Raw genomic sequence first — 23671 nt, 5'->3', positions numbered from 1 at the left:
TCACCGGAATCATTGTGTTTGGTACGAATCATGGTCAAGCCCGCGCCACGGCCGCTTCCCGATCTCGCCTGCGCCGCCCCGGATGTGGGGCAGCAAATGGCGCGATGGCTGGCGCATCTGCGTGCCGAGCGCCGGCTGTCGCCCAAGACGCTTGAGGCCTATGCCCGGGACGTCCGGCAGTGCCTGATGTTTCTCAGTCAGCACTGGGGCAGCCTCGTGACCTTGAAGCGGTTCGCCGCGCTTGAAGCGAGCGATGTCCGGGCTTTCATGGCTGCGCGTCGCGCCGACGATATTGGCGGCCGGTCGCTGATGCGGGCGCTGGCGGGACTGCGCTCGTTCGCGCGATTTCTGGAACGGGAAGGGCTCGGCAAGGTCGGCGCGCTCAGCGCGATCCGCGCGCCGAAGGTCGGCAAAAGCCTGCCGAAGCCGATTCACATGAGTGCGGCGAAGCGCTTTGCCGACGCGGCTGAACGGGCCGGCGAGGATCGCGATCCGTGGATCTGGGCGCGCGATGCCGCGGTGATGGCGCTGCTGTACGGATCGGGCTTGCGAATTTCCGAAGCGCTCGGGCTGAAACGTCGCGATGTGCCGCTACCGGGTGAGGGCGACGTTCTGATCGTCACCGGCAAGGGCAACAAGACGCGGATGGTGCCGGTGCTGCAAAATGTGCTGGCGCTGGTCCAGGAATATGTCGCGATGTGCCCGCATTCGCTGCCGCCGGAAGGGCCGATCTTCGTCGGTGCGCGGGGCGGCCCGCTCAAGGCGCGCATCATTCAACTCACCATGGCGCGGCTGCGCGGCGCGCTCGGCCTGCCCGATAGCGCGACGCCGCATGCGCTGCGCCATTCATTTGCGACGCATCTTTTGAGTCGAGGTGGCGATCTGCGCGCGATCCAGGAATTGCTTGGCCACGCCTCGCTCTCGACCACTCAGATCTACACCGGCATCGACAGTGAGCGGCTGCTCGAGGTCTACAGGACGGCGCATCCCCGAGCCTGACGATCCCGAATTCTGAGCTACAGGTTTTCCGGCGGACATTCGCCGCCAGTACGGGTTGACCCCTTGCGCTGGAAAAGTTGCCGGTCAATCGTGGGCTGTCAAATCAACGCGGGAGAGGACCATGAGCGCGCATGAAAGCATGGAACATGCCGAGCATACGCATCATACGTCGGGAGAGAACAAGAAGATTGCGCTCCTGATCGCCATCATCGCGCTCTGCCTCGCGTTGTCCGAGACGTTGGGGAAGAGCGCCCAGACCGAATCGATCAGCAAGAACGTGGAGTCCTCCAATCTCTGGGCCTTTTTCCAGGCCAAGAGCATCCGACGCACCACGGTCCAGACCCAGGCCGACCAGGCCAAGCTCAGTCTCCGGCTGGCGACGGATGAGGCGACCAGGGCTGCGCTGCAAAAACAGATCGACGAGTGGCAGAAGACCGCGGCGCACTATCGTTCCGAGCCGAGCACCGGCGAGGGACAGGATCAACTCGCCGAGCGCGCCAAACACGCCGAGGACGCGCGTGATCTCGCGATGGCGAAATATCATCATTTCGAGCTGGCGTCCGCCGCCTTCCAGATCGCGATCGTGCTGGCGTCTGCCGCCATCATCACCGGGATGATCGTGCTGGCATGGATATCAGGCCTGCTGGCGATCGCCGGGATTGGGGTCACGGCAATCGGGATGTTCGCGCCGCACGCATTGCACCTGCTGGGACACTGACGGCGAGGGCTTTTTCGTTTCTGATGAAATCAGAAGAACAGCGTCACATGTGGATGGCGCGTTTGCCGACGGCGAGGGCGGCTTCCTTGATGGCTTCCGATCGCGTCGGGTGAGCGTGGCAGGTGCGGGCGAGGTCTTCTGCCGAGCCGCCGAATTCCATCAGCACGCAGGCCTCGTGGATCATCTCGCCGGCCTCCCGGCCGATGATGTGAACGCCGAGCACGCGGTCGGCCTTGGCATCCGCGAGAATCTTCACAAAGCCGTCGGTGGTCTGGTTGACCTTGGAGCGGCCGTTGGCCGTGAATGGAAACTTGCCGACCGTGTAACCGACGCCCGCCTGCTTCAGCTCCTCCTCGGTCTTGCCGACCGAGGACACTTCCGGGGTGGTGTAGACCACGCCGGGGATCACGTCGTAGTTCACGTGCCCGGCCTGGCCGGCGAGGATTTCCGCGCAGGCCACGCCTTCGTCCTCGGCCTTGTGGGCGAGCATCGGTCCCTTGACCACGTCGCCGATGGCATAGACGCCTTTCACGCTGGTCGCGAAGTGATTGTCGATCTCGACGCGCCCGCGATTGTCGAGCGCGACGCCGGCTTCCTTCAGGCCAAGGCCGTCGGTATAGGGCGTGCGGCCGATCGCCACCAGCACCACATCGGCCTCGATTGTCTCGGCCGGGCCGCCCACGGCGGGCTCGACCTGCGCCACCAGCGTCTTGCCTGATGTATCGACCCCCGTGACCTTCGCGCCGAGCTTGAACGCAAAACCCTGTTTTTCGAGGATGCGCTGGAATTGCTTGGCGACTTCGCCGTCCATGCCCGGCAGGATGCGGTCGAGGAATTCAACGACGGTGACTTCTGCGCCGAGACGATGCCACACCGAGCCGAGTTCGAGGCCGATCACGCCGGCACCGACGATCAGAAGTTTTTCCGGAACCTTGTCGAGCGACAGCGCGCCAGTCGAGGACACGATGCGCTTCTCGTCGATCTCGATGCCCTTGAGCTTCGCGACGTCGGAGCCGGTGGCGATGACGATGTTCTTCGTGTCGACGGTCTGTTTCTTGCCGTCCGCGCCTGTCACTTCGACCTTGCCGGCGCCGAGAATCCTGCCGGTGCCGCTGATGACGTCGATTTTGTTCTTTTTCATTAAAAATTCGACGCCCTTGACGTTGCCGTCGATGCCCTGCTGCTTGAAGTTCATCATCGTGGGCAGATCCAGTTTCGGCGCGGAGACCGTCACGCCCATCTTGGCGAACGAGTGGCCAGCTTCCTCGAACATTTCCGAGGCGTGCAACAGCGCCTTCGAGGGCATGCAGCCAACATTGAGACAGGTGCCGCCGAGCGTTGCGTTCTTCTCGACCACGGCGACCTTCATGCCGAGTTGCGCCGCGCGAATGGCGCAGACGTAACCTCCGGGGCCGGTGCCGATAACGATGAGGTCGTAAGTCGCCATGGTCTCAAATCCTGTCGTTTCAATCCTTGTGACGCATACCTCTCAACCCGTTGGGTCCGGTCCGGGGAGCAATTTTGCACGCTGGTCGAATAGTAATCCGCCGACTAGTCGGTTGACCTCGTCGGGGTCGGCTCCGTCGGTGATCAGCTTCCGCCTCAAAGAGTGCGCCTTGTCGAGGTTGCCGAGCTTTTTCTCGATCGCCGGTTGCTTGTCTTCAGCTGTCGCGTTTTCCTGAGCGGACTTCGCCCGCCGCCTCTGGTTGTCATGGTGGAATAGAGTTCGCGACAAAACCCAGTCTGCGGATTTTTTCGAGATGTTTTCGAAGGATCCCATAACATCGAAGGGATTTCCATTGGTGATGCTTTTTATTTCCCCGCCGTATTCGGAGACGTAAATATGTGCAGCGGATGACCCGTGCTCAAAGCTCAAACAAGCCAAATAAAACAACTCCAGAATGACTGCATTCAACTCCAGATCGATTGAGGTCAAATGACCAAACTCGGTGGTTTTGGTATCGGACTTCAGCAAGATTTGCGTCATGTGGTTCCCTTAGCTTGAACTACAGATCCAGCACCAGCCGTGCCGGGTCTTCGAGCGATTCCTTGACGCGCACGAGGAAGGTGACGGCCTCCTTGCCGTCGATGACGCGGTGGTCGTAGGAGAGCGCGAGATACATCATCGGGCGGATTTCCACCTTGCCGCCGATCGCCATTGGCCGTTCCTGAATTTTGTGCATGCCGAGGATGCCGGCCTGCGGCGCGTTCAGGATCGGCGTCGACATCAGCGAGCCGTAGATGCCGCCGTTGGTGATGGTGAAGGTGCCGCCCTGCATCTCCTCGATCTTCAGCTGGCCGTCGCGGGCGCGGCGGCCGTAATCGGCGATGCTCTTTTCGATCTCGGCGATCGACTTGCGGTCGCAGTCGCGCACGACCGGCACAACGAGGCCCTTATCGGTGCCCACCGCGACGCCGATGTGATAGTAGTTCTTGTAGATCAGGTCGGTCCCGTCGATCTCGGCGTTGACGGCGGGTATGTCCTTCAACGCCTGGACGCAGGCCTTGGTGAAGAAACCCATGAAGCCGAGCTTGGCGCCGTGCTTCTTCTCGAACGCTTCCTTGTAGTGCGCACGCAGCGCCATGACGCTGGTCATGTCGACCTCGTTGAAGGTCGTCAGCATCGCGGCGGTATTCTGCACCTCCTTGAGGCGGCGCGCGATGGTCTGGCGCAGCCGCGTCATCTTCACGCGTTCCTCGCGCGCGGCGTCGTCGGGCGGCGAGGGCGCGCGCGCCTGCACGGCGGCGGCCGGCTGGTTGACCGGGGTCGGCGCCGATGCCGCCTTCTCGATCGCGGCCAGCATGTCGCCCTTGGTGATGCGGCCATCCTTGCCGGAGCCCGGCACGGTCGAGACGTCGACACCGCTCTCGGCGGAGAGTTTTCGCACCGAGGGCGCCAGCGGCGCATCGGCCGGCGGCGATTTTTGCGCCGGGGCAGGAGAAGCCGGAGCGGCGGCAGCAGGCTGCGCAGCCGGCGCGGCAGCTTTTGCGGGTGCCGCACCATCGGAAATCTGTCCAAGCAACGCGCCGACGGCGACCGTCTCGCCGTCCCTGGCGACGATCTCGCCGAGCGTGCCGGCGGAGGGCGCGGGCACCTCGATGGTCACCTTGTCGGTTTCGAGCTCGACGAGCGGCTCGTCGACGGCCACGGCATCGCCGGGCTTCTTGAACCATTTTCCGATGGTCGCCTCGGTCACCGATTCGCCGAGCGTCGGAACGCGTATCTCAGTCATGATCATCTTCCTTTTCGTCATGGCCTGATTCGTTCCGGCCATCCACGAACTCATTCGGTCATCGGAAAGACAGCGGCATGGATGTAGCGGTCCGATTCTAACATTCGCATCTCGTTTCAGCGCGCCTTTTTGCGAATGTTAGCATCTAAGGATCACTAGCAAATATAAGTTGCCAGGGGCGTTTTGAATTTGACATTCGCGTCGGGACGTACGGCCAAGTGGGTCGCAAATGTCAAATTCAATCCACTAGAGACATTTGCAACTGGTAGTGCCTCGCGTTTTAGCCCCACCATGACTGTTCGTGTCAGTCGAGGGCCTCGTCGATGAACGCCTTGAGTTGCGCAAGATGCTTCGACATCAACCCGGTCGCGGTGGCCGCGGCGGCGGCGCGGCCGGCATAACGCGGGCGCTTGTTGGGGGCGTCGATCTGATTCAGAACCCATTCGAGATAGGGTTCGATGAAGTGCCACGCGCCCATGTTGCGCGGCTCCTCCTGGCACCAGACGATCTCGGCCTTCTTGAAACTGCCGAGTACCTGCACCAGCGCCTTCAGCGGCACCGGATACAGTTGTTCGATCCGCAACAGGTAGACATCGTTGATGCCGCGCTTTTCGCGTTCCTCGTAGAGGTCGTAGTAGACCTTGCCGGAGCACAGCACGACGCGGCGGATCTTCTCGTCTTCCACCAGCCTGATTGTCTGGTCCGGCAGCATCGCCGCGTCGTCGTACAGGATACGATGAAACGTGGTGTCGGCGCCGAGTTCGTCGAGGCGCGATACCGCCCGCTTGTGGCGCAGCAGCGACTTCGGCGTCATCATGATCAGCGGCTTGCGGATCTGGCGGTTCAACTGCCGGCGCAGCGCATGAAAGTGATTTGCCGGCGTGGTCAGGTTGACCACCTGCATGTTGTCTTCCGCGCACATCTGCAGGAATCGCTCCAGCCGCGCCGATGAGTGCTCCGGCCCCTGGCCTTCATAGCCGTGAGGCAGCATGCAGACGAGGCCCGACATGCGCAGCCACTTGCGTTCTCCAGCGGAGATGAACTGGTCGAACACCACCTGCGCGCCGTTGGCGAAATCGCCGAACTGCGCTTCCCACAGCGTGAGCGTGTTGGGCTCCGCGAGCGAATAGCCGTATTCGAAGCCGAGCACCGCTTCTTCCGACAGCAGCGAGTTGATGACCTCGTAGCCGCCCTGCTTCTTGCCGAGATGGTTGAACGGCGTGTAACGGCTCTCGTCCTGCTGATCGAACAGCACCGAATGCCGCTGCGAGAAGGTGCCGCGTTCGCTGTCCTGGCCGGACAGCCGGACATTATGGCCCTCGAGCATCAGGGTGCAGAACGCCAGCGCCTCAGCCGTCGCCCAGTCGAGACCGGCGCCGCTGTCGATCGCCTTGGCGCGGTTTTCGAGGAAGCGCTGCACTGTGCGATGCACGCGGAAGCCGTCCGGCACCTGGGTGATGCTGCGGCCGATCTCCTTCAGCGTCACGATGTCCACGCCGGTGACGCCACGACGCGGCTCCTCCTCCTGATCGGCGAGCTTGAGGCCCGCCCACTTGCCGTCGAGCCAGTCGGCCTTGTTCGGCTTGTAGCCGGTGCCGGCCTCGAATTCGGTGTCGAGCCGTGCGCGCCAGTCAGCTTTCAGCTTTTCGATTTCGGCCTCGGTTATGACGCCTTCCGCGGTCAGCCGCTTCGCATACAGTTCGAGCGTCGAGGGGTGCGCAGCGATCTTCTTGTACATCATCGGATTGGTAAACGATGGCTCGTCGCCTTCGTTGTGACCGTGACGGCGATAGCAGAACATGTCGATAACGACCGGCTTGTGGAACTTCTGCCGGAATTCTGTTGCCACCTTGGCCGCGAACACCACCGCTTCCGGATCGTCGCCGTTGACGTGGAAGATCGGCGCGTCGATCATCTTCGCGACGTCGGACGGATAGGGCGACGAGCGCGAATAGCGCGGATAGGTGGTGAAGCCGATCTGGTTGTTGACGATGAAGTGGATCGAGCCGCCGGTGCGGTAGCCCTTGAGGTCCGACAGCGCGAAGCATTCCGCCACCACGCCCTGCCCCGCGAAGGCGGCGTCGCCGTGCATCAAGAGCGGCAGCACCGAGTTGCGCTGGTCGGGCGGATCGCCGTGCTGGTCCTGCTTGGCGCGCACCTTGCCGAGGACCACCGGATCGACGATCTCGAGGTGCGAGGGGTTGGCGGTCAGTGACAGGTGGATCCGGTTGTTGTCGAACTCGCGGTCGCTTGAGGCGCCGAGATGATACTTGACGTCGCCCGAGCCTTCCACGACGTCGGGATTGGCCGAGCCGCCCTTGAATTCGTGAAATAGCGCGCGATGCGGCTTGCCCATCACCTGCGTCAGCACGTTGAGCCGTCCGCGGTGCGGCATGCCGACCACGATTTCCTTGACGCCGAGATTGCCGCCCCGCTTGATGATCTGCTCCAGCGCCGGAATCAAGGATTCGGCGCCGTCGAGACCGAAGCGCTTGGTGCCGGTGAACTTGACGTCGCAGAACCTCTCGAAGCCCTCTGCCTCGATGAGCTTCTTCAGGATGGCGCGACGGCCTTCCGGCGTGAAGCTGATCTCCTTGTCCGGCCCCTCGATGCGTTCCTGAATCCAGCCCTTCTGCGCGCCGTTCGAAATGTGCATAAACTCGACGCCGAGCGTTTGGCAGTAGGTCCGCTCGCAGATCGCCACGATCTCGCGCAGCGTGCCGTATTCGAGGCCCAGGACGTGGTCGAGGAAGATCTTGCGATCCATGTCGGCATCGGTGAAGCCGTAGGCGCGCGGATCGAGTTCTTCGTGATCGCGCGCAGGTTCGAGACCGAGCGGATCGAGTTTGGCGTGGAAATGTCCGCGCATGCGATAGGCTCGGATCAGCATCAGCGCGCGAACCGAATCGCGGGTGGCCTGGTTGACATCGACGCCGGCCAGCGCCGAATCTTTCGGTTGTGCCTTCTCCTGCACCTTGGCGCTTACGGCCTTCTCGATCTGCGCCCAGTTGCCGTCGAGGGCGGAGGTGAGGTCATCCTGCGGCGCCAGCGGCCAATTCGCCTGCTCCCAGGACGGACCTTCCGCATTCTTTCGAACGTCCTCGGGAGTGTCCTTCAGGCTTTTGAAAAACTCTTGCCACTCGGCATCGACCGAGCCGGGGTCTTTTTCGTAGCGGGCATAGAGACCGTCGATGTAAGTGGCATTCACGCCGTGCAAGAACGAGGAAAGGGCAAATGCTGCATTCGCGTTCTGACGAGACATATCGCGTCCTGACGAGTCTTGCGCGTAACAGACGGCGCATTCGCCGATTCCGAAGCGGGATCAGCGCGAATCCGAACTTTTTACCTTATTTGGGGCGAAACTTCGCGCCGAAAAGAACCAAAGTTTGAATCAGGACTTCAATTTTTCGACAAGGGTCTTTCCGAGCCGCGCCGGCGACGGCGAGACAATGATGCCGGCAGCTTCCATGGCTGCGGTTTTGGACGCGGCATCACCCTTGCCGCCGGATATGATTGCGCCGGCATGGCCCATGCGGCGGCCGGGAGGTGCGGTGACGCCCGCGATAAAGCCGATCGTCGGCTTGCTGCGGCCGCGTTTGGCCTCGTCGATCAGAAACTGGGCGGCGTCTTCCTCGGCTGAACCGCCGATCTCGCCGATCATCACGATCGAGCTGGTTTTGGGATCGGCCAGGAACATTTCCAGCATGTCGATGAATTCGGTGCCCTTGACCGGGTCGCCGCCGATGCCGACCGCCGTCGTCTGACCAAGGCCCTCCTGGCTGGTCTGAAATACCGCCTCATAGGTCAACGTGCCCGAGCGGGAAACGATGCCGACATTGCCCGGCTTGAAGATGTTCGCGGGCATGATTCCGATCTTGCATTCGCCGGCCGTCACGACGCCCGGACAATTCGGCCCGATGAGCCGCGACTTCGATCCCGACAGCGAACGCTTGACCCGCACCATATCCAGCACCGGAATGCCCTCGGTGATGCAGACGATCAGCGGGATCTCGGCGTCGATGGCCTCGCAGATCGCATCCGCCGCGCCCGGCGGCGGCACGTAGATCACGCTGGCGTCAGCACCGGTCGCCTCGCGCGCTTCCCGCACGGTGTCGAACACCGGCAGGTCGAGGTGCTTGCTGCCACCTTTGCCCGGCGAAGTGCCGCCCACCATCTTTGTGCCGTAGGCGATCGCGGCCTCGGAGTGGAACGTGCCGTTCTTGCCGGTGAAGCCCTGGCAAATGACCCTGGTGTTCTTGTCGATGAGGATGGACATCGGATGCTACCTTTTGGACTGTCCAGGGGTGCCGGTCGGGCGGTGTAACGATGAGGCCTACGCCGCTTCTTTCACGGCCTCGACGATCTTCTGTGCGGCGTCGTCGAGATCGTCGGCCGGCAGCACGTTGAGGCCGGACTCGCGGATGATCTTCTTGCCGGCATCGACGTTGGTGCCTTCGAGGCGAACCACCAGCGGGACATTGAGACCGACCTGCTTCACCGCGGCGACGACGCCGTCGGCGATGACGTCGCACTTCATGATGCCGCCGAAAATGTTGACGAGGATGCCCTTCACGTTCGGATCCGCGGTGATAATCTTGAAGGCGGCCGCGACTTTGTCCTTGGTGGCGCCGCCGCCGACATCGAGAAAGTTCGCAGGCGCCATGCCGTAGAGCTTGATGATGTCCATGGTCGCCATGGCGAGGCCGGCGCCGTTGACCATGCAGCCGATCTGCCCGTCGAGCGCGACGTAGCTCAGATCGAACCTCGACGCCTCGATTTCCTTGGCGTCTTCCTCGCTCTCGTCGCGCAGCGCCACCGTGTCCGATTGGCGGTACAGCGCATTGTCGTCGAACGACACCTTGGCGTCGAGCACGCGCAACTCGCCCTGTTTGGTGACAACCAGCGGATTAATCTCCAGCATCGCCATGTCCTTGGCGATGAAGGCGTTGTAGAGCTGCGCGACCAGCTTCTCCGCCTGCTTGGCGAGGTCGCCGCGCAATCCCAACGCCTTGGCGACGGTGCGGCCGTGGTGGCCCATCACGCCGGTGGCGGGATCGACCGAGAAGGTCACAATTTTCTCAGGCATTTTGTGGGCGACGTCCTCGATGTTCACCCCGCCCTCGGTGGAGACCACGAACGCGACCCTTGACGTTTCGCGGTCGACCAGTGCCGAAAGATAGAACTCCTTGTCGATGTCAGAGCCTTCCTCGATGTAGAGGCGATTGACCTGCTTGCCGGCGGGGCCGGTTTGCACGGTAACCAGCGTCGCGCCGAGCATCTGCTTGGCGAACTGCTTCACCTCGTCGATCGATTTGGCGAGACGGACGCCGCCCTGGTCGCCGGCGGAGGCTTCCTTGAACTTGCCCTTGCCGCGGCCGCCCGCGTGGATCTGGCTTTTCACCACCCAGACCGGACCTCCCAGCGTTTTCGCCGCGGCCTCGGCTTCCGATGCCTTCAGCACCGGCACCCCGCGCGAGACCGGCACGCCGAACTCGCGCAGCAACGCCTTGGCCTGATATTCGTGGATGTTCATCTGGACGTCCTCCGACCCGGGGCAGGGACAATTGGCAGGGACAATTTCGACTTCACCAGTTTCCGTCTGTCATAGATACACCAGCGACAGACCAGTCGGAGGGCAGGGGCAGACAGTCGCCCTGCGATGATAGCGGCCGATCAGCGGTCCAGCAGATCGGGCGCGATCTTCTTGCAGGCATCGATGAGCCCCTGAACTGCGCCGACCGATTTGTCGAAGGCTTCGCGATCCTTGCCGGCCAGCTCGATCTCAACAATGCGCTCGACGCCCTTGGCGCCGATCACCACGGGAACGCCGACATACATGTCCTTTACGCCGTACTCGCCGTTGAGATAGGCGGCGCATGGCAGCACGCGCTTCTTGTCACGCAGATAGCTTTCGGCCATCGCGATCGCGGAGGCAGCGGGTGCGTAGAACGCCGAGCCGGTCTTCAACAGGTTGACGATCTCTGCGCCGCCGTTGCGGGTGCGGTCGACGATCTCATCGATACGCGCCTGCGACGTCCAGCCCATCTTGACGAGATCCGGCAGCGGAATGCCAGCCACGGTCGAGTATTTCACCAGTGGCACCATGCTGTCGCCATGGCCGCCGAGCACGAAGGCCGTGACGTCTTCCACCGACACGTTGAATTCGTCGGCGAGGAAATAACGGAAGCGCGAGGAGTCCAGCACGCCGGCCATGCCGACCACCTTCTTTGCCGGCATGCCGGACGCTTTCTGCAGCGCCCACACCATGGCGTCGAGCGGATTGGTGATGCAGATGACGAAGGCGTCGGGCGCGTATTTCTTGATGCCGGCACCGACCTGCTCCATCACCTTGAGATTGATACCCAAGAGATCGTCGCGGCTCATGCCCGGCTTGCGCGGGACACCGGCGGTCACGATGCAGACCTTGGCGCCGTCGAGCGCGTCATAGGAATTGGCGCCGGTCAGTTTGGCGTCGAACCCATCCACCGGCGAAGACTGTGCGATATCGAGAGATTTACCCTGCGGAATGCCTTCGGCGATATCGAACATCACGACATCGCCGAGTTCTTTCAGCCCGATGAGATGAGCGAGCGTTCCTCCGATCTGACCGGAGCCGATCAAGGCGATCTTGTCGCGCGCCATGGGAAATTGTCCTTTGATGACAAGAGGCAGGAAGGGAAAATCTCGACAAGACCGTGGTTAGACCTTTCGTCTCCCCCGTTCAAGTCGGGCTGCGCTCAATTGTTGGGCTCGCATTTCATGTCTCCACCAGTCCGGTGCTGGAGCTGCTGGCGATGGAATCGCTGCGGCCGTGGGCCTGTGCGAGGTAGGATTCGGAGCCCATTTCGATCAGACGCGAGGAGGTGCGCTTGAATTCGTTCGCCTCATAGCCGTCGCTGGCGCGATAGAGCGACAGCGGGTCGGTTGTGCTTGACGCCATCAGTTTCACGCCGTTGTCGTAAAGCGTGTCGATCAGTGCGATGAACCGCTTGGCGGCGTTGCGGTCGGCGTCCATGTTAGGAATGCGGTCGACGATGAGGGTATGATAGTCGCGCGCGAGCCGCAGATAGTCGGAAGCCGCGAGCGGCTGCTCGCAGAGATCGGCAAACGAAAATCGCGCGACGCCATTGGCCGAGCACGGCACATGCAGGACGTGGCCCTTGATTGCGATGTCGCGCGGCTGGCAGGGCGCGCCGCCGGTCATGAGCACCCAGGCTTTGTCGAGCGCTGCTTCGGCGGCCTCGTCGGCGGGGGTCAGCCACATCCTGACGCCGGCGAGCTTTTCCATGCGGAAATCGGTGCGGGCATCGAGACGCAGCACGTCCATGCGCTCCTCGATCTGTGCGATGAATGGCAGGAACAGCACGCGATTGAGCCCGCCCTCGTAGAGGCCGTCCGGCGAGACGTTGGATGTCGCCACCACGATCGTGCCGAGTTCGAACAGCCGTGCGAACAGGCGGCCGAGGATCATGGCATCGGCGATGTCGGTGACATGAAATTCGTCGAAACACAAAAGCCAGGCTTCCTCGAAGATCGAGGTCGCGGTGAGCTGAATGACGTCGGCGTCGGCTATTTCGCCGCGCGCCATCGCCTGGCGAAAGGCGAAGATGCGCTCGTGAACGTCGTTCATGAACTCATGGAAGTGGATACGACGCTTGTGGGCGACTTGGCTCTCATGAAAGAACAGGTCCATCAGCATGGTCTTGCCGCGCCCGACATCGCCATAGATATAAAGCCCGTTCGGAGGCGGTGCATTGTCGGAATGAAAGAGCTTATCGAGGAAGCCTGACTTGCCGGCCGGCTTGTAAGTAGTGAGCCGCTCGTCCAGCGCGGCGAGGGCTTCCACCACCCGCGCCTGTGCAGGGTCTGCCTCGATCGCGCCTGAGGCGACGGTGGCCTGATAATGATCGCGGAACGAAGTGGGCGAAACCGAGAGCATCGGACAGCTTACGCCTCCATACGAACGGGAATGCAAGCGGTGAATTGGTCGAAGAGGCAGGTCAGGCGATCACGGGCTGAGCGCGTAGGAATCCTCGATCACGTAGGGACCACCGCCGACCGAAGCACGCGAGGAAAACAGCACGAAGCGCTCGGCGGTGAATACCCTGGAGGGGAAATAGCCGCGCACCGACAGATAATCCGCGACGTCCTGATTGGACGCATCGCGCAAGCGCGCCAGCGTCACATGGGGCGTGAACTTGCGGCCCTCGGGATCGAGCCCGCAGCGCCGCATCAGCCGTTCGAGTTCGGCCTGCAATTCGACCAGCGGCCCGCTCGGTTCCACCGAGGCGACGACGGCGCGGGGTTTCTTGCCGCCGAAACTCGACAATCCCCGCAGCGTCACGTCGAATGGTTTGCGGTTGATCCGGAGCAGTACCGACGCGATCTCATTGGCGGAGGCGCCGTCGATATCGCCGATGAAGCGGAGTGTGAGATGGTAGTTTTCGGGATCGATCCAGCGGGCACCGGGTAGACCGCCTCGCAAATCGGACAGCGTGCGGCCAATATCGGGCGGTATTTCCAGCCCGGTGAACAAACGTGGCATCGCAAAACCCTCGATGCAAAGGCTCGGTCCCGATAAAGTGGATCGGTGGATCAAGCCTCGAAGTCAGTCCGGTGACGAATCACCAGCAGCTATTTCTACCGTAGTTCTGTGACCGCATGAAGCGCGCGGTGCGCATGGCGGATAATTCCTTGTGAGAGCAGGCGCATGCTTGGTTGTCAGCCTTTCTGTTCATGGATGGCGCCGAGAAAGGCCTCGACCGCGGGCAGGATATGTTCGACGATAATGGCCACGCCTGCGGCGGTCGGGTGCATACCGTCGGCCTGATTGAGCTTTGTGTTCGCCGCGACACCGTCGAGGAAGAACGGATAAAGCGGCACGTCGTATTTCTTGGCGAGATCGGGAAAGATCGTATTGAATTGCGCGGCGTAGTCCGCGCCATAATTGGGCGGTGCGACCATGCCGCACAGCAGGACCGCGACATGGCGCGCCTTCAGGCGCTTCAGGATGTCTTCCAGTGCGGCCCGCGTCACCTTGGGATCAATGCCGCGCAGGGCATCGTTTGCGCCCAGTTCGAGAATCACGCCCTGCGTGCCGACAGGCACTGACCAGTCGAGCCGGTCGAGACCGCCGGACGCGGTGTCGCCGGAGACGCCGGCATTGTCGATCGCGGCGTTCAGCCCCTTGTCTTTCAATGCTTTTTCCAATTGCGCCGGAAATGCGGCGGCGGCCGGAAGGCCGAGACCAGCGCTTAAGGAGTCGCCGAGCACCACGATCCTGGAGGGGCTATCGGCCGCTTGCGCCGGCGCTCCCATGGCGATGCCAGCGCCAAGCAGAATCCACGCAAAGGTGCGCATCAACCTCTCGACCGCCGTAAAAGAAGTGCCATATGAGATTTGCATGGACAGTCTCATCGAACCCTCGTCACCGGCCGGTCATTCCCAAAATCTCAAGCCGGACACCATCGTCATTTCCAATGTCAATCTCTCGCTCGGCAGCGGCGCGGCGCGGGTCCACATTCTCAAGGACATCAACCTCCGTGTTGCTCGCGCCGAAGCGGTTGGTCTGATCGGCCCGTCGGGATCCGGCAAATCCACGCTGCTCATGGTGATGGCAGGTCTGGAGCGCCCCGACAGCGGAGAGGTGGTGGTCAACGGCACCGCTTTCAATGCTCTCGACGAGGACAGTCTGGCGCGATTTCGTGGCCGCCACGTCGGCATCGTGTTTCAGTCTTTTCATCTGATCCCGACCATGACGGCGCTCGAGAACGTCGCGGTGCCACTCGAACTCGCAGGCATTCCGGACGCATCGGTGCGTGCCGCGCGCGAACTGGAGACTGTGGGTCTCGGTGAACGGTTGCATCATTATCCGGCGCAGTTGTCGGGCGGTGAGCAGCAGCGCGTGGCGCTGGCGCGGGCACTCGCGCCCGATCCTGCGATTCTCGTCGCCGACGAGCCGACCGGGAATCTGGACGAGGCGACCGGCCAGCAGATCGTCGATCTTCTGTTCGCCAAGCACGCCGAGCGCGGCATGACGCTGGTGCTGGTCACGCACGACAATGCTCTCGCGCAACGCTGCGATCGCGTGGTGCGATTGCGCTCTGGCCGCATCGACGGACCGGCGACCGATCGCCACTGGATCGAGACGGCCGAATGACTGCTGCCATTCAAGCCGCGCACAGGAAGCGATTGCGCGCATTGCCGCTGCGCTACGCGTTGCGCGAACTGCGCAGCGGGCTGCGCGGCTTCTATGTTTTCATCGCCTGCATTGCGCTCGGCGTCATGGCGATTGCCGGCGTCGGCTCCGTGGCGTCGAGTCTGTCGGAGGGACTGGCGCGCGAAGGTCGCACGCTGCTTGGCGGTGATGTCGCGTTTTCGCTGATCCAGCGCGAGGCGAAGCCGAACGAGATAGCGTTCCTGCGCGCGCGAGGAACGGTCTCGGTGGCGGCGACCCTGCGCGCGATGGCGCAAGCGCCAGACGGCAAGCCGGCATTGGTCGAACTCAAGGCGGTCGATCGCGCCTATCCCATGCTCGGCGCGTTGACGTTGACGCCGAACGTCCCGATGACTGATCTGCTCACTGAGCGCGACGGCGCGTTCGGGGCGGCCGCCGATCCGGCCCTGCTGGCACGGCTGGATCTCAAGGTCGGCGATCGTGTCGTGATCGGCAGCGCCACTTTTGAAATCCGCAGCGCGGTGGATGCCGAGCCCGACAAGCTGGCGGGCGGTCTCGGGTTCGGCCCGCGCTTCCTCACGAGCATCGATGGTCTGCGCGCCACCGCCCTGCTGCAGCCCGGCAGTCTGGTGCGCTGGACTTACCGGGTGCGGCTTGCCGGTAACGCTGCGGACGACGGGGCAGCGACGGCGCTGGCCGACGATGCGCGGGCGGCGCTGCCGGAGGCGGGCTGGGACATCCGCAACCGCAACAATGCCTCGCCACAACTAGAGCGGACCATCTCACGGTTCACGCAGTACCTGACCCTGGTCGGGCTCGCCGCCTTGCTGGTGGGAGGTGTGGGCGTCGGGAATGCCGTCAAGAGCCATATCGACCGCCGCCGCGATGTCATTGCATCGTTCAAGGCGCTGGGCGCGACCGGACGCGATGTGTTTGCGATCTATCTGACGCAGGTCATGGTGCTGGCCGCTCTCGGCTCGCTCGCCGGTCTGGTGGTCGGCGCGGTGCTGCCTTTCATCATCGTTGGCGCCTTCGGTCATCTTCTGCCGCTGCCGGTGGTCCCGGCGCTGCACCCCGAGGCATTGGCGTTATCGGCCGTATATGGCCTGTTGACCGCGCTGGCCTTCGGCATGTGGCCGCTGGCGCGGGTTCATGACGTTCCGGTCGCGGCGCTGTTTCGGGACGCCGTCACAAACGAAGTTCATCGGCCGCAAACCCGCTATCTGGTCTGGATGGCCCTGATGATCGCGCTTTTGATCGCCATCGCCATCAGCCTTGCCTACGACAAGCGCGTAGCCGCGGTGTTCGTGGTGTCGTCGGTGGTGGTGTTCGTGTTGTTGCGCGGCATCGCCTCCGCCTTGATGGCGCTGGCGCGCAGGCTACCGCGATCCCGGATCACCATGGTGCGGCTTGCGATCTCGAACATCCATCGTCCAGGCACGCTCACGCCGTCGGTGGTGCTCTCGCTCGGGCTTGGCCTTGCCGTGCTGGTCACGATCACCCAGATCGACGGCAATCTGCGGCGGCAGTTCTTGGCCGCATTGCCGGACCGCGCGCCGACGTTTTATTTCATCGATATTCCCTCGTCAGTGTCTGATAGTTTCACCGCATTTCTCCAGCAGCAGGTTCCGCGAGCGACGGTGGAAGACGTCCCCATGTTGCGCGGGCGCATCGTCGCGGCGCGCGGCGTCAGGGCCGAGGAGTTGAAACCTTCGCACGAAGCCGAATGGGTGCTGCAGAGCGATCGCGGCCTGACTTACACCGGCGATGTGCCGAAGGGGTCGAAGGTGGTCGAGGGCGAGTGGTGGGGACCGGACTATAACGGGCCGCCGCTGGTGTCGTTCGAGAAGAAGCTTGCCGACGGGCTCGGGCTCAGGATCGGCGACACGGTTGTCGTGAACGTCCTTGGCCGCGACATCACCGCCACCATCAGCAACATGCGCAGCGTGGATTGGCAGAGCCTCGGCATCAACTTCGTGTTGGTGTTCTCGCCCAACGCCTTTCGCGGCGCGCCGCACACCCATATCGCGACCCTGACCGAGACGCATAACGGCGTTGCCGAAGACACCGCCATCATCAAGGCTGTCGCCGCCGCCTTCCCGATGGTGACGAGCGTGCGGGTTCGCGAGGCCTTGGAAACCATCGGAACCGTCGTCACTAACCTGGTGCTGGCGATCCGCGGCGCCAGCGCAGTCACCCTGATTTCGGCGATTCTCGTCCTCGGCGGCGCGCTGGCTGCCGGCCATCGCCATCGCGTTTACGACGCGGTGATCCTGAAAACCCTCGGTGCCACCCGGTTGCGCCTGCTCGGTGCGTACACGCTGGAGTACTTGATGATCGGCGCGGCCACCGCGGTGTTCGGTGTGGCCGCCGGTTCCGTCGCCGCGTGGCTAATTGTGACGCGGCTGATGACGCTCGGCTTCGAATGGCAGGTGGGCAGCGCGGCCATGGTGGTAGCCGCCGCGCTGCTGGTCACGGTCGCGCTGGGGCTGGCCGGCACGCTGATGGCGCTTAACCAGAAGCCGGCCTCGGTGTTGCGGAATTTATGACAATATGTAGCAGGCATCACGGCGATTGTGTCTATGATGCCAGCCAGGAGGCGGTATGACGGATGCCCTTGCAGGTTTTAGGCTTTTGGCGCATCGGTCTCCCCGGAGTGAGGCTAATATCCTTTCCGGAGGGCGACATTCAGCCGCGCGTGGAAGCTTGCGTCGATTGTGTTAGTTTCCCACATACAGCTTGGGTCGGACACTGGCCTGATGACCAGCCTGATGACCAAAAATTAATATCAGCAGGCCGATGTATCCGAGACAGAATTCGAACTGGCGCGTAAATCCTTTGCGGTGCCAGACAACCACGGGAATTCGACCATGTCGGACTTAGACCGTAACTATACCTCTCCGTTTGGCCGGACCGCCGGGCGCGTTGATACCGCGGCCGTCGACGCCGGTCTGCGGTCCTATATGCTCAAGATCTACAACTACATGTCGATTGGCCTCGCCATCACCGGCTTGGCCGCTCTCGGCGTGTACATGGCGGCCGTGACTGGCGACCCGTCGGGCGCTGCGGCCAGGATCGGTAGCGCCTACCTGACGCCGTTCGGCTACGCGATGTTCGTCAGCCCCTTGAAGTGGGTGTTCATGCTCGCGCCGCTGGCAATGGTTTTCGCCATCTCGTTCGGTATCAACCGGCTGAAGCCTGCAACCGCGCAAATGCTGTTCTGGGCGTTCTCGGCACTGATGGGCATTTCGCTGTCATCGATCTTCCTGGTGTACACCCACACCTCGATCGTGCGGGTGTTCTTCATCACCGCGGCCTCGTTCGGCGCGCTGAGCCTGTTCGGCTATACCACAAAGCGTGACATGACCGGCATGGGCTCGTTCCTGCTCATGGGTCTGTTCGGCATCATTATCGCGAGCCTGGTGAACATCTTCATTGCGAGCTCGGCGCTGCAGTTCGTGGTGTCGGTGGTCGGTGTCTTGATTTTCGCGGGCTTGACCGCCTATGACACCCAGCGGCTGAAGAACGACTACATCTACGGCTACGCCTCGCAGGGTGGCGAGATCGCGGAGCGCGCGGCGATTACAGGTGCGCTGTCGCTCTACTTGAACTTCATCAACCTGTTCACGCTGCTCTTGCAGTTGCTTGGACAGCGCGAGTAGGCATGATCCCGAAAAGTGGTCTTCCGGTTTTCGGATCAGATCATGCCTCGATGAACAGCCAGACGGTTAATACGTGAAGCCCCGGCCAAAGCCGGGGCTTTTTCGTTGCGCCGATATATCGTTGAGCGCTGGACTCGAACGATTCCCGCGCCCGCTTATATGTCCGTCATGCGTCCGCAAGACATCCTGATGCCCGTCGCCGCCGGGTTGTATTGCAAGCCTGGCGACTTCCATATCGATCCGGTGCGCCCTGTGGACCGCGCGGTCATCACCCACGGCCACTCTGATCATGCGCGCCCCGGCCACGGGGCGGTGCTGGCGACGCAGGAAACGCTCGATATCATGCGGCTGCGTTACGGCGATGATTTCGCGGGTTCCACGCAGGCGATTTCCTATGGTGAAGAGATCAGACTCGGCGAGGTCTCGATCGCGCTCCATCCGGCCGGGCACGTGCTGGGCTCGGCGCAGATCGCGGTGACGCACGGCGGTGTCCGCATCGTTGCCTCCGGCGACTACAAGGATGTCCGCGATCCGACCTGCACGCCGTTCGAGGTGGTGCGATGCGACGTCTTCATCACCGAGGCCACGTTCGGACTGCCGGTGTTCCGTCATGGCGACGCGGCGTCCGAAGTGAACAAGCTGCTGGCCTCGGTCGCGCTGTTCCCGGAACGCGCGCATCTTGTCGGTGCTTATTCGCTCGGCAAGGCGCAGCGCGTAATCGCGCTGATCCGCGAGGCCGGCTACTGCGCACCGATCTATCTGCACGGCGCGATGGACAAGGTCACGCAGTACTATCAAAGCCGCGGCATCGCACTTGGCGACTTGCGGCCGGTCAAGGGGATGAAGAAGGCCGACCTTGCGGGCACCATCACGCTGGCGCCGCCCTCGGCTACCGCAGATCTCTGGACGCGGCGCTTTCCCGATCCGGTGACGGCGTTTGCGTCAGGCTGGATGCGGGTGCGCGCGCGAGCGAGGCAGCGCGGCGTCGAACTGCCGCTGGTTATCTCGGATCACGCCGACTGGGACGGCCTGACCCGCACCATCGCTGCGACGGGGGCGGGCGAGATCTGGGTGACTCATGGCCAGGAAGACGCGCTGGTGCATTGGTGCACGACCAAGGGCCTTGTTGCGCGCCCGCTGGCGCTTGTCGGCTACGGCGACGAGGATAGCGGTGTGGAAGCATCCTCAAGCGAAGAGCGCGGCTCATGAATCGCTTCGCCGAACTGCTCGACCGTCTCGCCTATGAACCTGGACGCAACAACAAGCTGCGGCTGATCACGTTGTATTTTCGCGAGACGCCGGATCCGGCTCGCGGCTACGCGCTGGCAGCGCTGACCGGCGCATTGTCGTTCAAGCACGCCAAGCCCGCCTTGATCCGCGAGCTGATCGCCGCGCGTGCCGATCCGGTGCTGTTCGCGCTGTCCTACGATTACGTCGGCGATCTCTCCGAAACCGTAGCGCTGATGTGGCCGTCGCCATCACAAGCTGAGAAGGAAACGAGCGGCCACAACAATCCGCCCCCGCCCACGCTCACCGAGGTCGTCACCACACTGCGCACGCTAGGCAAGGCTGAACTGCCGGCGCAGCTTGCGCGCTGGCTTGATGAACTCGACGAGACCGGGCGCTGGGCGCTCTTGAAACTCGTCACCGGCGCGATGCGGATCGGCGTGTCCGCGCGGCTTGCCAAGACCGCCGCGGCCGCGCTCGGCGACAGAGACGCGCACGATGTCGAACTGATCTGGCCCGGTCTCGCGCCGCCTTACCTTGACTTGTTCTCATGGCTCGAGGGTCGTGGTGACAAGCCGGTCAACCGCGACCCCGCGCCGTTCCGGCCGGTGATGCTGGCGCACGCAATCGAGGATGCCGATTTCGCGAATCTCGATGCGGCTGATTTCACGGCCGAATGGAAATGGGACGGCATCCGCGCTCAGGCGGTCAGCGGCCGCGACGAACATGGCAGTATCGTGACCCGGCTCTATTCGCGCACCGGCGAGGATATCACCAACAGCTTTCCGGATTTGCTGCCTTCGCTACGGCTGCAGGAATCTTCAGAAGTGACGCTTGATGATTCCCGAAAACAGCTTCGCACTTTTCGGTATCAAGCGTTCGCAATAGACGGTGAACTGCTGGTCGTGCGCGACGGGAAGGTGCAATCGTTCAACGTCCTGCAACAGCGGCTGAACCGCAAGGCGGTGACACCCAGGTTGATGAAGGAATTTCCCATCCATCTGCGCGCCTACGACCTGCTCGGCGATGGCGACAACGATCTGCGGGAGTTGCCGTTCGAGGAACGGCGACGACGACTCGAGACTTTTATCGCGTCGCTTGACGACCCGCGTATCGACCTCTCGCCGCAGGTGCCCTTCGCCACATGGGACGAACTCGCAGCAGCCCGCGCCGCCCCGGCCGCGGCGGGAGCGGATGCCGACGCCGTCGAGGGCGTGATGCTGAAGCGCCGGGACGCCCCGTATTTGCCGGGACGCCCGAAGGGCCTGTGGTGGAAATGGAAGCGCGATCCGCATGTCATCGACGCCGTGTTGATGTATGCACAGCGCGGCCATGGCAAGCGCTCGTCCTACTATTCGGACTACACATTCGGAGTCTGGAGCGCAGTCGACGGCGACGAGCAACTGGTGCCGGTGGGCAAGGCCTATTTCGGCTTCACCGACGAGGAACTGCTGCAGATCGACCGTTTCGTCCGCCGCAATACCACCGAGACCTTCGGCCCCGTGCGCCATGTCGTGCATGAGCCCAATCGGGGGCTGGTGCTGGAAGTCGCCTTTGAGGGATTGCAGCGTTCGGCCCGGCACAGATCCGGCGTGGCGATGCGCTTTCCCCGCATCAGTCGATTGCGCTGGGACAAGCCGCCGCGCGAAGCCGATCGGCTGGAGACGCTGGAGCGGATGCTCGCCTCCAGCGCCACGGTTCAATCGGCATGAATACGTTGACAGCGGAACAGTGGTTCCCCATCTGCCTCACGCGGTTTATGGTTTATGCTGTTGATGTGCGCGGGCGCGGATGCCCGCAGGAGGGCTTTGATGCCGAACGATACCCGGAAATTTCCGGCCAGCTCCGACAATCTCTCGCGTTTCCTCGGGGGCTCGCCGCTGGCGGTTGCGTTTCGCCTCATCCTGCTGTCGACGCTGGTCGGCGTGATGCTCGCGGCGATCGGCTTCGATCCCTGGAATATCGTGCACAGCGTTCGCCTGCTGGTCGAACGGGTCTGGAATCTCGGCTTCGATGCGATCAACGGATTGTGGCGTTACTTCCTGCTCGGCGCCGTCATCGTGATCCCGATCTGGCTGTTGTCGCGCTTGTTCGGCGCGCCGCGCGGGCGTTAGAACATGATTCCGACCCGAAGGGCAGCGCCAGCGCAAAGTGGAAACCGGTTTTCGGATAAGATCATGCTCATTCAATAATGATAAGCTTAGACCGGCCAGTCTTCCGCCGTAATTGCAGCAGCATCCGCCCCGACGATGTCCGATAGCGAGTCGTGTCCTGTCCGCAGCAGCGTCGACATCAGATCGCCCTTGATGTCGTCGACCAGTCCGAGTCCCTTGTAGACCAGCGACGAATAAAGCTGGATCAGCGTGGCACCGGCGCGAATCTTGGTCAGTGCCGCGCCGCCGGAGTCGATGCCGCCGACCCCGATCAGCGGGAACGCGCCTTCGGTACGCACATAGGTTTCCGCTACCATCCGGGTCGACAGTCGGAACAGCGGTCGTCCCGACAGCCCGCCCTGTTCTTTCGCACGCGATTGATCGCGCAGGGTCGATGGCCGCGCTATTGTCGTGTTGCCGACGATCATGCCGTCGATACGGCGCGAGCGCGCCACGTGGACGACGTCGTCGAGCTCCGCCAGCGTCAGGTCGGGCGCGATCTTGAGCAGCACCGGCGTGTCGCCGGCGTTCTGACGAACCCGCTCGCGGGCGTCGATTACCTTCGCCAGCAGCTCGTCGAGCGCGCCCGCCTCCTGCAGGTTGCGCAGGCCCGGCGTATTGGGCGACGATACGTTGACAGTGAAATAACTCGCCACCGGCGCGAAGATTTCGATCAGCCTGACGTAGTCGGCGACGCGATTGGCCGAATCTTTGTTGGCGCCGACGTTGACACCGATGATGCCGCCGGAATGCGCGCGGGCGGCCAGCCGGCGCAGCACGACGTGAGCACCGTCGTTGTTGAACCCCATGCGGTTGATCACGCCCTCGTCGCGTTCGAGCCGGAACACACGCGGGCGCGGATTGCCGGGTTGAGGCCTCGGCGTCACCGAACCGATCTCGACAAAGCCGAATCCCAGTTTCAGCAGCGCGTCTGGGACTTCGGCGCTCTTGTCAAAGCCTGCGGCCAAGCCGATGGGGTTTGGAAAATTCAAACCGAAGGCACGAACCGCGAGTTTCGGATCGTCGGCGCGCTGGCGTATCGGTGGCAGCAGTCGCAAGCCCTGTATCGCCATGCGATGCGCGTCCTCGGGATCGAACCAGCGCAAGAGCGGCAGCGAGAAATTGTCGAAGGCGCGGATCACGGCGCAAGCTCCGGGATGTCGTGATATCCGTCCGGTCGTGCGTGCATGTCCAGCACCGCCGTGACATGGCTGAGATCGAGCTCGCCATAGAGATGCGGAAACAGCTCGCCGCCGCGCGAGACTTCCCAGCGCAGCGGGTCTCCCAGTCCATCGGCATCGATCGCGATCAGGAGCAGCCCGGTCTGGCCAGAGAAGTGCTTGCGGGCCGTGCCTTCGACCTGGGATGCGGTAGAAAAATGGATGAAGCCGTCGCGCAAATCGTCGGCGCTGCCGCGAAAAACGCCGTGCTGCTCGGCCTCCCGCCAGGCCGTAGCAGGGCAGATTTTGTAGATCGTTCGCACGCGTGTCCCGAGCCCGCCA

General features: G+C 62.8%; 20 protein-coding genes. 8 read left to right on the top strand and 12 right to left on the bottom strand.

The annotated features are described in order from the left end of the window. Window positions 1–30: 30 nt before the first annotated feature. Window positions 31–999 carry a tyrosine recombinase XerC gene (locus ACSZOQ_RS15360; protein ID WP_439923307.1) on the top strand — a complete coding sequence of 323 codons (969 nt, stop codon included), beginning with the start codon at window positions 31–33 and terminating at the stop codon, window positions 997–999. Between the two features lie 121 nt (window positions 1000–1120). Next, on the top strand, window positions 1121–1717 hold the full coding sequence (locus ACSZOQ_RS15355) for a DUF4337 domain-containing protein (RefSeq protein ID WP_439923306.1): 597 nt from the start codon (window positions 1121–1123) through the stop codon (window positions 1715–1717). 43 nt (window positions 1718–1760) lie between these two features. On the opposite strand, the gene lpdA is transcribed toward ACSZOQ_RS15355, so the two are convergent. The 10 genes from lpdA to ACSZOQ_RS15305 form a co-directional block, all read right to left on the bottom strand. After that, complete coding sequence (gene lpdA / locus ACSZOQ_RS15350; RefSeq protein ID WP_439923305.1) at window positions 1761–3164, bottom strand: dihydrolipoyl dehydrogenase; 1404 nt, start codon at window positions 3162–3164, stop codon at window positions 1761–1763. A 42-nt stretch (window positions 3165–3206) separates the two neighbouring features. Beyond that, window positions 3207–3704, bottom strand: a complete 498-nt coding sequence (locus ACSZOQ_RS15345; protein ID WP_439923304.1) for a hypothetical protein — start codon at window positions 3702–3704, stop codon at window positions 3207–3209. A 19-nt stretch (window positions 3705–3723) separates the two neighbouring features. Then, window positions 3724–4950, bottom strand: coding sequence for a 2-oxoglutarate dehydrogenase complex dihydrolipoyllysine-residue succinyltransferase (gene odhB, locus ACSZOQ_RS15340; RefSeq protein ID WP_439923303.1), 1227 nt, complete (start codon window positions 4948–4950; stop codon window positions 3724–3726). A 304-nt stretch (window positions 4951–5254) separates the two neighbouring features. Beyond that, window positions 5255–8212: a 2-oxoglutarate dehydrogenase E1 component gene (locus ACSZOQ_RS15335; protein WP_439923302.1), complete on the bottom strand. Its 2958-nt coding sequence runs from the start codon at window positions 8210–8212 to the stop codon at window positions 5255–5257. 129 nt (window positions 8213–8341) lie between these two features. Next, window positions 8342–9226: a succinate--CoA ligase subunit alpha gene (gene sucD / locus ACSZOQ_RS15330; protein WP_439923301.1), complete on the bottom strand. Its 885-nt coding sequence runs from the start codon at window positions 9224–9226 to the stop codon at window positions 8342–8344. A gap of 57 nt (window positions 9227–9283) precedes the next feature. Further along, complete coding sequence (gene sucC, locus ACSZOQ_RS15325) at window positions 9284–10483, bottom strand: ADP-forming succinate--CoA ligase subunit beta (protein ID WP_439923300.1); 1200 nt, start codon at window positions 10481–10483, stop codon at window positions 9284–9286. A gap of 140 nt (window positions 10484–10623) precedes the next feature. Beyond that, entirely contained in the window at window positions 10624–11592 is a 969-nt protein-coding gene (mdh, locus tag ACSZOQ_RS15320) for a malate dehydrogenase (protein WP_439923299.1), read from the bottom strand. A gap of 115 nt (window positions 11593–11707) precedes the next feature. Next, on the bottom strand, window positions 11708–12889 hold the full coding sequence (zapE, locus tag ACSZOQ_RS15315; RefSeq protein WP_439923298.1) for a cell division protein ZapE: 1182 nt from the start codon (window positions 12887–12889) through the stop codon (window positions 11708–11710). Between the two features lie 69 nt (window positions 12890–12958). Then, window positions 12959–13495, bottom strand: a complete 537-nt coding sequence (gene thpR, locus ACSZOQ_RS15310; protein WP_439923297.1) for an RNA 2',3'-cyclic phosphodiesterase — start codon at window positions 13493–13495, stop codon at window positions 12959–12961. A 176-nt stretch (window positions 13496–13671) separates the two neighbouring features. Next, on the bottom strand, window positions 13672–14355 hold the full coding sequence (locus ACSZOQ_RS15305; protein ID WP_439923296.1) for an arylesterase: 684 nt from the start codon (window positions 14353–14355) through the stop codon (window positions 13672–13674). Here ACSZOQ_RS15305 and ACSZOQ_RS15300 point away from each other — a divergent pair. From ACSZOQ_RS15300 to ACSZOQ_RS15275, 6 genes are all read left to right on the top strand, one after another. Beyond that, window positions 14354–15109, top strand: a complete 756-nt coding sequence (locus ACSZOQ_RS15300; protein WP_439923295.1) for an ABC transporter ATP-binding protein — start codon at window positions 14354–14356, stop codon at window positions 15107–15109. The two genes, ACSZOQ_RS15305 and ACSZOQ_RS15300, sit on opposite strands and share 2 nt — an antisense overlap. Further along, window positions 15106–17676 (top strand): ABC transporter permease, encoded by a 2571-nt coding sequence (locus ACSZOQ_RS15295; protein WP_439923294.1) that lies wholly within the window; start codon window positions 15106–15108, stop codon window positions 17674–17676. Before ACSZOQ_RS15300 ends, ACSZOQ_RS15295 begins: the two co-directional genes overlap by 4 nt. Before the next feature lie 321 nt (window positions 17677–17997). Then, entirely contained in the window at window positions 17998–18789 is a 792-nt protein-coding gene (locus ACSZOQ_RS15290) for a Bax inhibitor-1/YccA family protein (RefSeq protein ID WP_439923293.1), read from the top strand. Between the two features lie 159 nt (window positions 18790–18948). Continuing rightward, on the top strand, window positions 18949–19998 hold the full coding sequence (locus ACSZOQ_RS15285; protein WP_439923292.1) for a ligase-associated DNA damage response exonuclease: 1050 nt from the start codon (window positions 18949–18951) through the stop codon (window positions 19996–19998). Continuing rightward, window positions 19995–21728: a cisplatin damage response ATP-dependent DNA ligase gene (locus tag ACSZOQ_RS15280; protein WP_439923291.1), complete on the top strand. Its 1734-nt coding sequence runs from the start codon at window positions 19995–19997 to the stop codon at window positions 21726–21728. Before ACSZOQ_RS15285 ends, ACSZOQ_RS15280 begins: the two co-directional genes overlap by 4 nt. Before the next feature lie 99 nt (window positions 21729–21827). After that, a complete protein-coding gene (locus ACSZOQ_RS15275; RefSeq protein ID WP_439923290.1) occupies window positions 21828–22130 on the top strand; it encodes a DUF6460 domain-containing protein in 303 nt (100 codons plus the stop codon). Between the two features lie 86 nt (window positions 22131–22216). Here ACSZOQ_RS15275 and ACSZOQ_RS15270 read toward each other — a convergent pair whose 3' ends face one another. Together ACSZOQ_RS15270 and ACSZOQ_RS15265 are read right to left on the bottom strand one after the other, a co-directional pair. Then, window positions 22217–23311 carry a quinone-dependent dihydroorotate dehydrogenase gene (locus ACSZOQ_RS15270; protein ID WP_439923289.1) on the bottom strand — a complete coding sequence of 365 codons (1095 nt, stop codon included), beginning with the start codon at window positions 23309–23311 and terminating at the stop codon, window positions 22217–22219. Beyond that, window positions 23308–23652 carry a DUF952 domain-containing protein gene (locus ACSZOQ_RS15265; protein ID WP_439926093.1) on the bottom strand — a complete coding sequence of 115 codons (345 nt, stop codon included), beginning with the start codon at window positions 23650–23652 and terminating at the stop codon, window positions 23308–23310. Before ACSZOQ_RS15265 ends, ACSZOQ_RS15270 begins: the two co-directional genes overlap by 4 nt. Window positions 23653–23671: the final 19 nt, after the last annotated feature.

This window comes from Nitrobacter sp. JJSN, from assembly GCF_051912485.1.
In the GTDB taxonomy this organism is placed as follows: domain Bacteria; phylum Pseudomonadota; class Alphaproteobacteria; order Rhizobiales; family Xanthobacteraceae; genus Nitrobacter.
Note: the sequence above shows the minus strand (reverse complement) of the source record. Positions and strands in the feature narration are given on the sequence as shown.

Bases quoted from the DNA above. Each gene is read 5' to 3' on its own strand.
- ACSZOQ_RS15275 (WP_439923290.1), top strand. From the start codon at position 21,828: ATGCCGAACGATACCCGGAAATTTCCGGCCAGCTCCGACAATCTCTCG.
- thpR (WP_439923297.1), bottom strand. From the start codon at position 13,495: ATGCCACGTTTGTTCACCGGGCTGGAAATACCGCCCGATATTGGCCGC.
- zapE (WP_439923298.1), bottom strand. From the start codon at position 12,889: ATGCTCTCGGTTTCGCCCACTTCGTTCCGCGATCATTATCAGGCCACC.
- ACSZOQ_RS15280 (WP_439923291.1), top strand. From the start codon at position 19,995: ATGAATCGCTTCGCCGAACTGCTCGACCGTCTCGCCTATGAACCTGGA.
- ACSZOQ_RS15355 (WP_439923306.1), top strand. From the start codon at position 1,121: ATGAGCGCGCATGAAAGCATGGAACATGCCGAGCATACGCATCATACG.
- ACSZOQ_RS15345 (WP_439923304.1), bottom strand. From the start codon at position 3,704: ATGACGCAAATCTTGCTGAAGTCCGATACCAAAACCACCGAGTTTGGT.
- ACSZOQ_RS15305 (WP_439923296.1), bottom strand. From the start codon at position 14,355: ATGCAAATCTCATATGGCACTTCTTTTACGGCGGTCGAGAGGTTGATG.
- sucD (WP_439923301.1), bottom strand. From the start codon at position 9,226: ATGTCCATCCTCATCGACAAGAACACCAGGGTCATTTGCCAGGGCTTC.
- mdh (WP_439923299.1), bottom strand. From the start codon at position 11,592: ATGGCGCGCGACAAGATCGCCTTGATCGGCTCCGGTCAGATCGGAGGA.
- ACSZOQ_RS15300 (WP_439923295.1), top strand. From the start codon at position 14,354: ATGGACAGTCTCATCGAACCCTCGTCACCGGCCGGTCATTCCCAAAAT.
- ACSZOQ_RS15285 (WP_439923292.1), top strand. From the start codon at position 18,949: ATGTCCGTCATGCGTCCGCAAGACATCCTGATGCCCGTCGCCGCCGGG.
- sucC (WP_439923300.1), bottom strand. From the start codon at position 10,483: ATGAACATCCACGAATATCAGGCCAAGGCGTTGCTGCGCGAGTTCGGC.
- lpdA (WP_439923305.1), bottom strand. From the start codon at position 3,164: ATGGCGACTTACGACCTCATCGTTATCGGCACCGGCCCCGGAGGTTAC.
- ACSZOQ_RS15335 (WP_439923302.1), bottom strand. From the start codon at position 8,212: ATGTCTCGTCAGAACGCGAATGCAGCATTTGCCCTTTCCTCGTTCTTG.
- odhB (WP_439923303.1), bottom strand. From the start codon at position 4,950: ATGACTGAGATACGCGTTCCGACGCTCGGCGAATCGGTGACCGAGGCG.
- ACSZOQ_RS15290 (WP_439923293.1), top strand. From the start codon at position 17,998: ATGTCGGACTTAGACCGTAACTATACCTCTCCGTTTGGCCGGACCGCC.
- ACSZOQ_RS15360 (WP_439923307.1), top strand. From the start codon at position 31: ATGGTCAAGCCCGCGCCACGGCCGCTTCCCGATCTCGCCTGCGCCGCC.
- ACSZOQ_RS15295 (WP_439923294.1), top strand. From the start codon at position 15,106: ATGACTGCTGCCATTCAAGCCGCGCACAGGAAGCGATTGCGCGCATTG.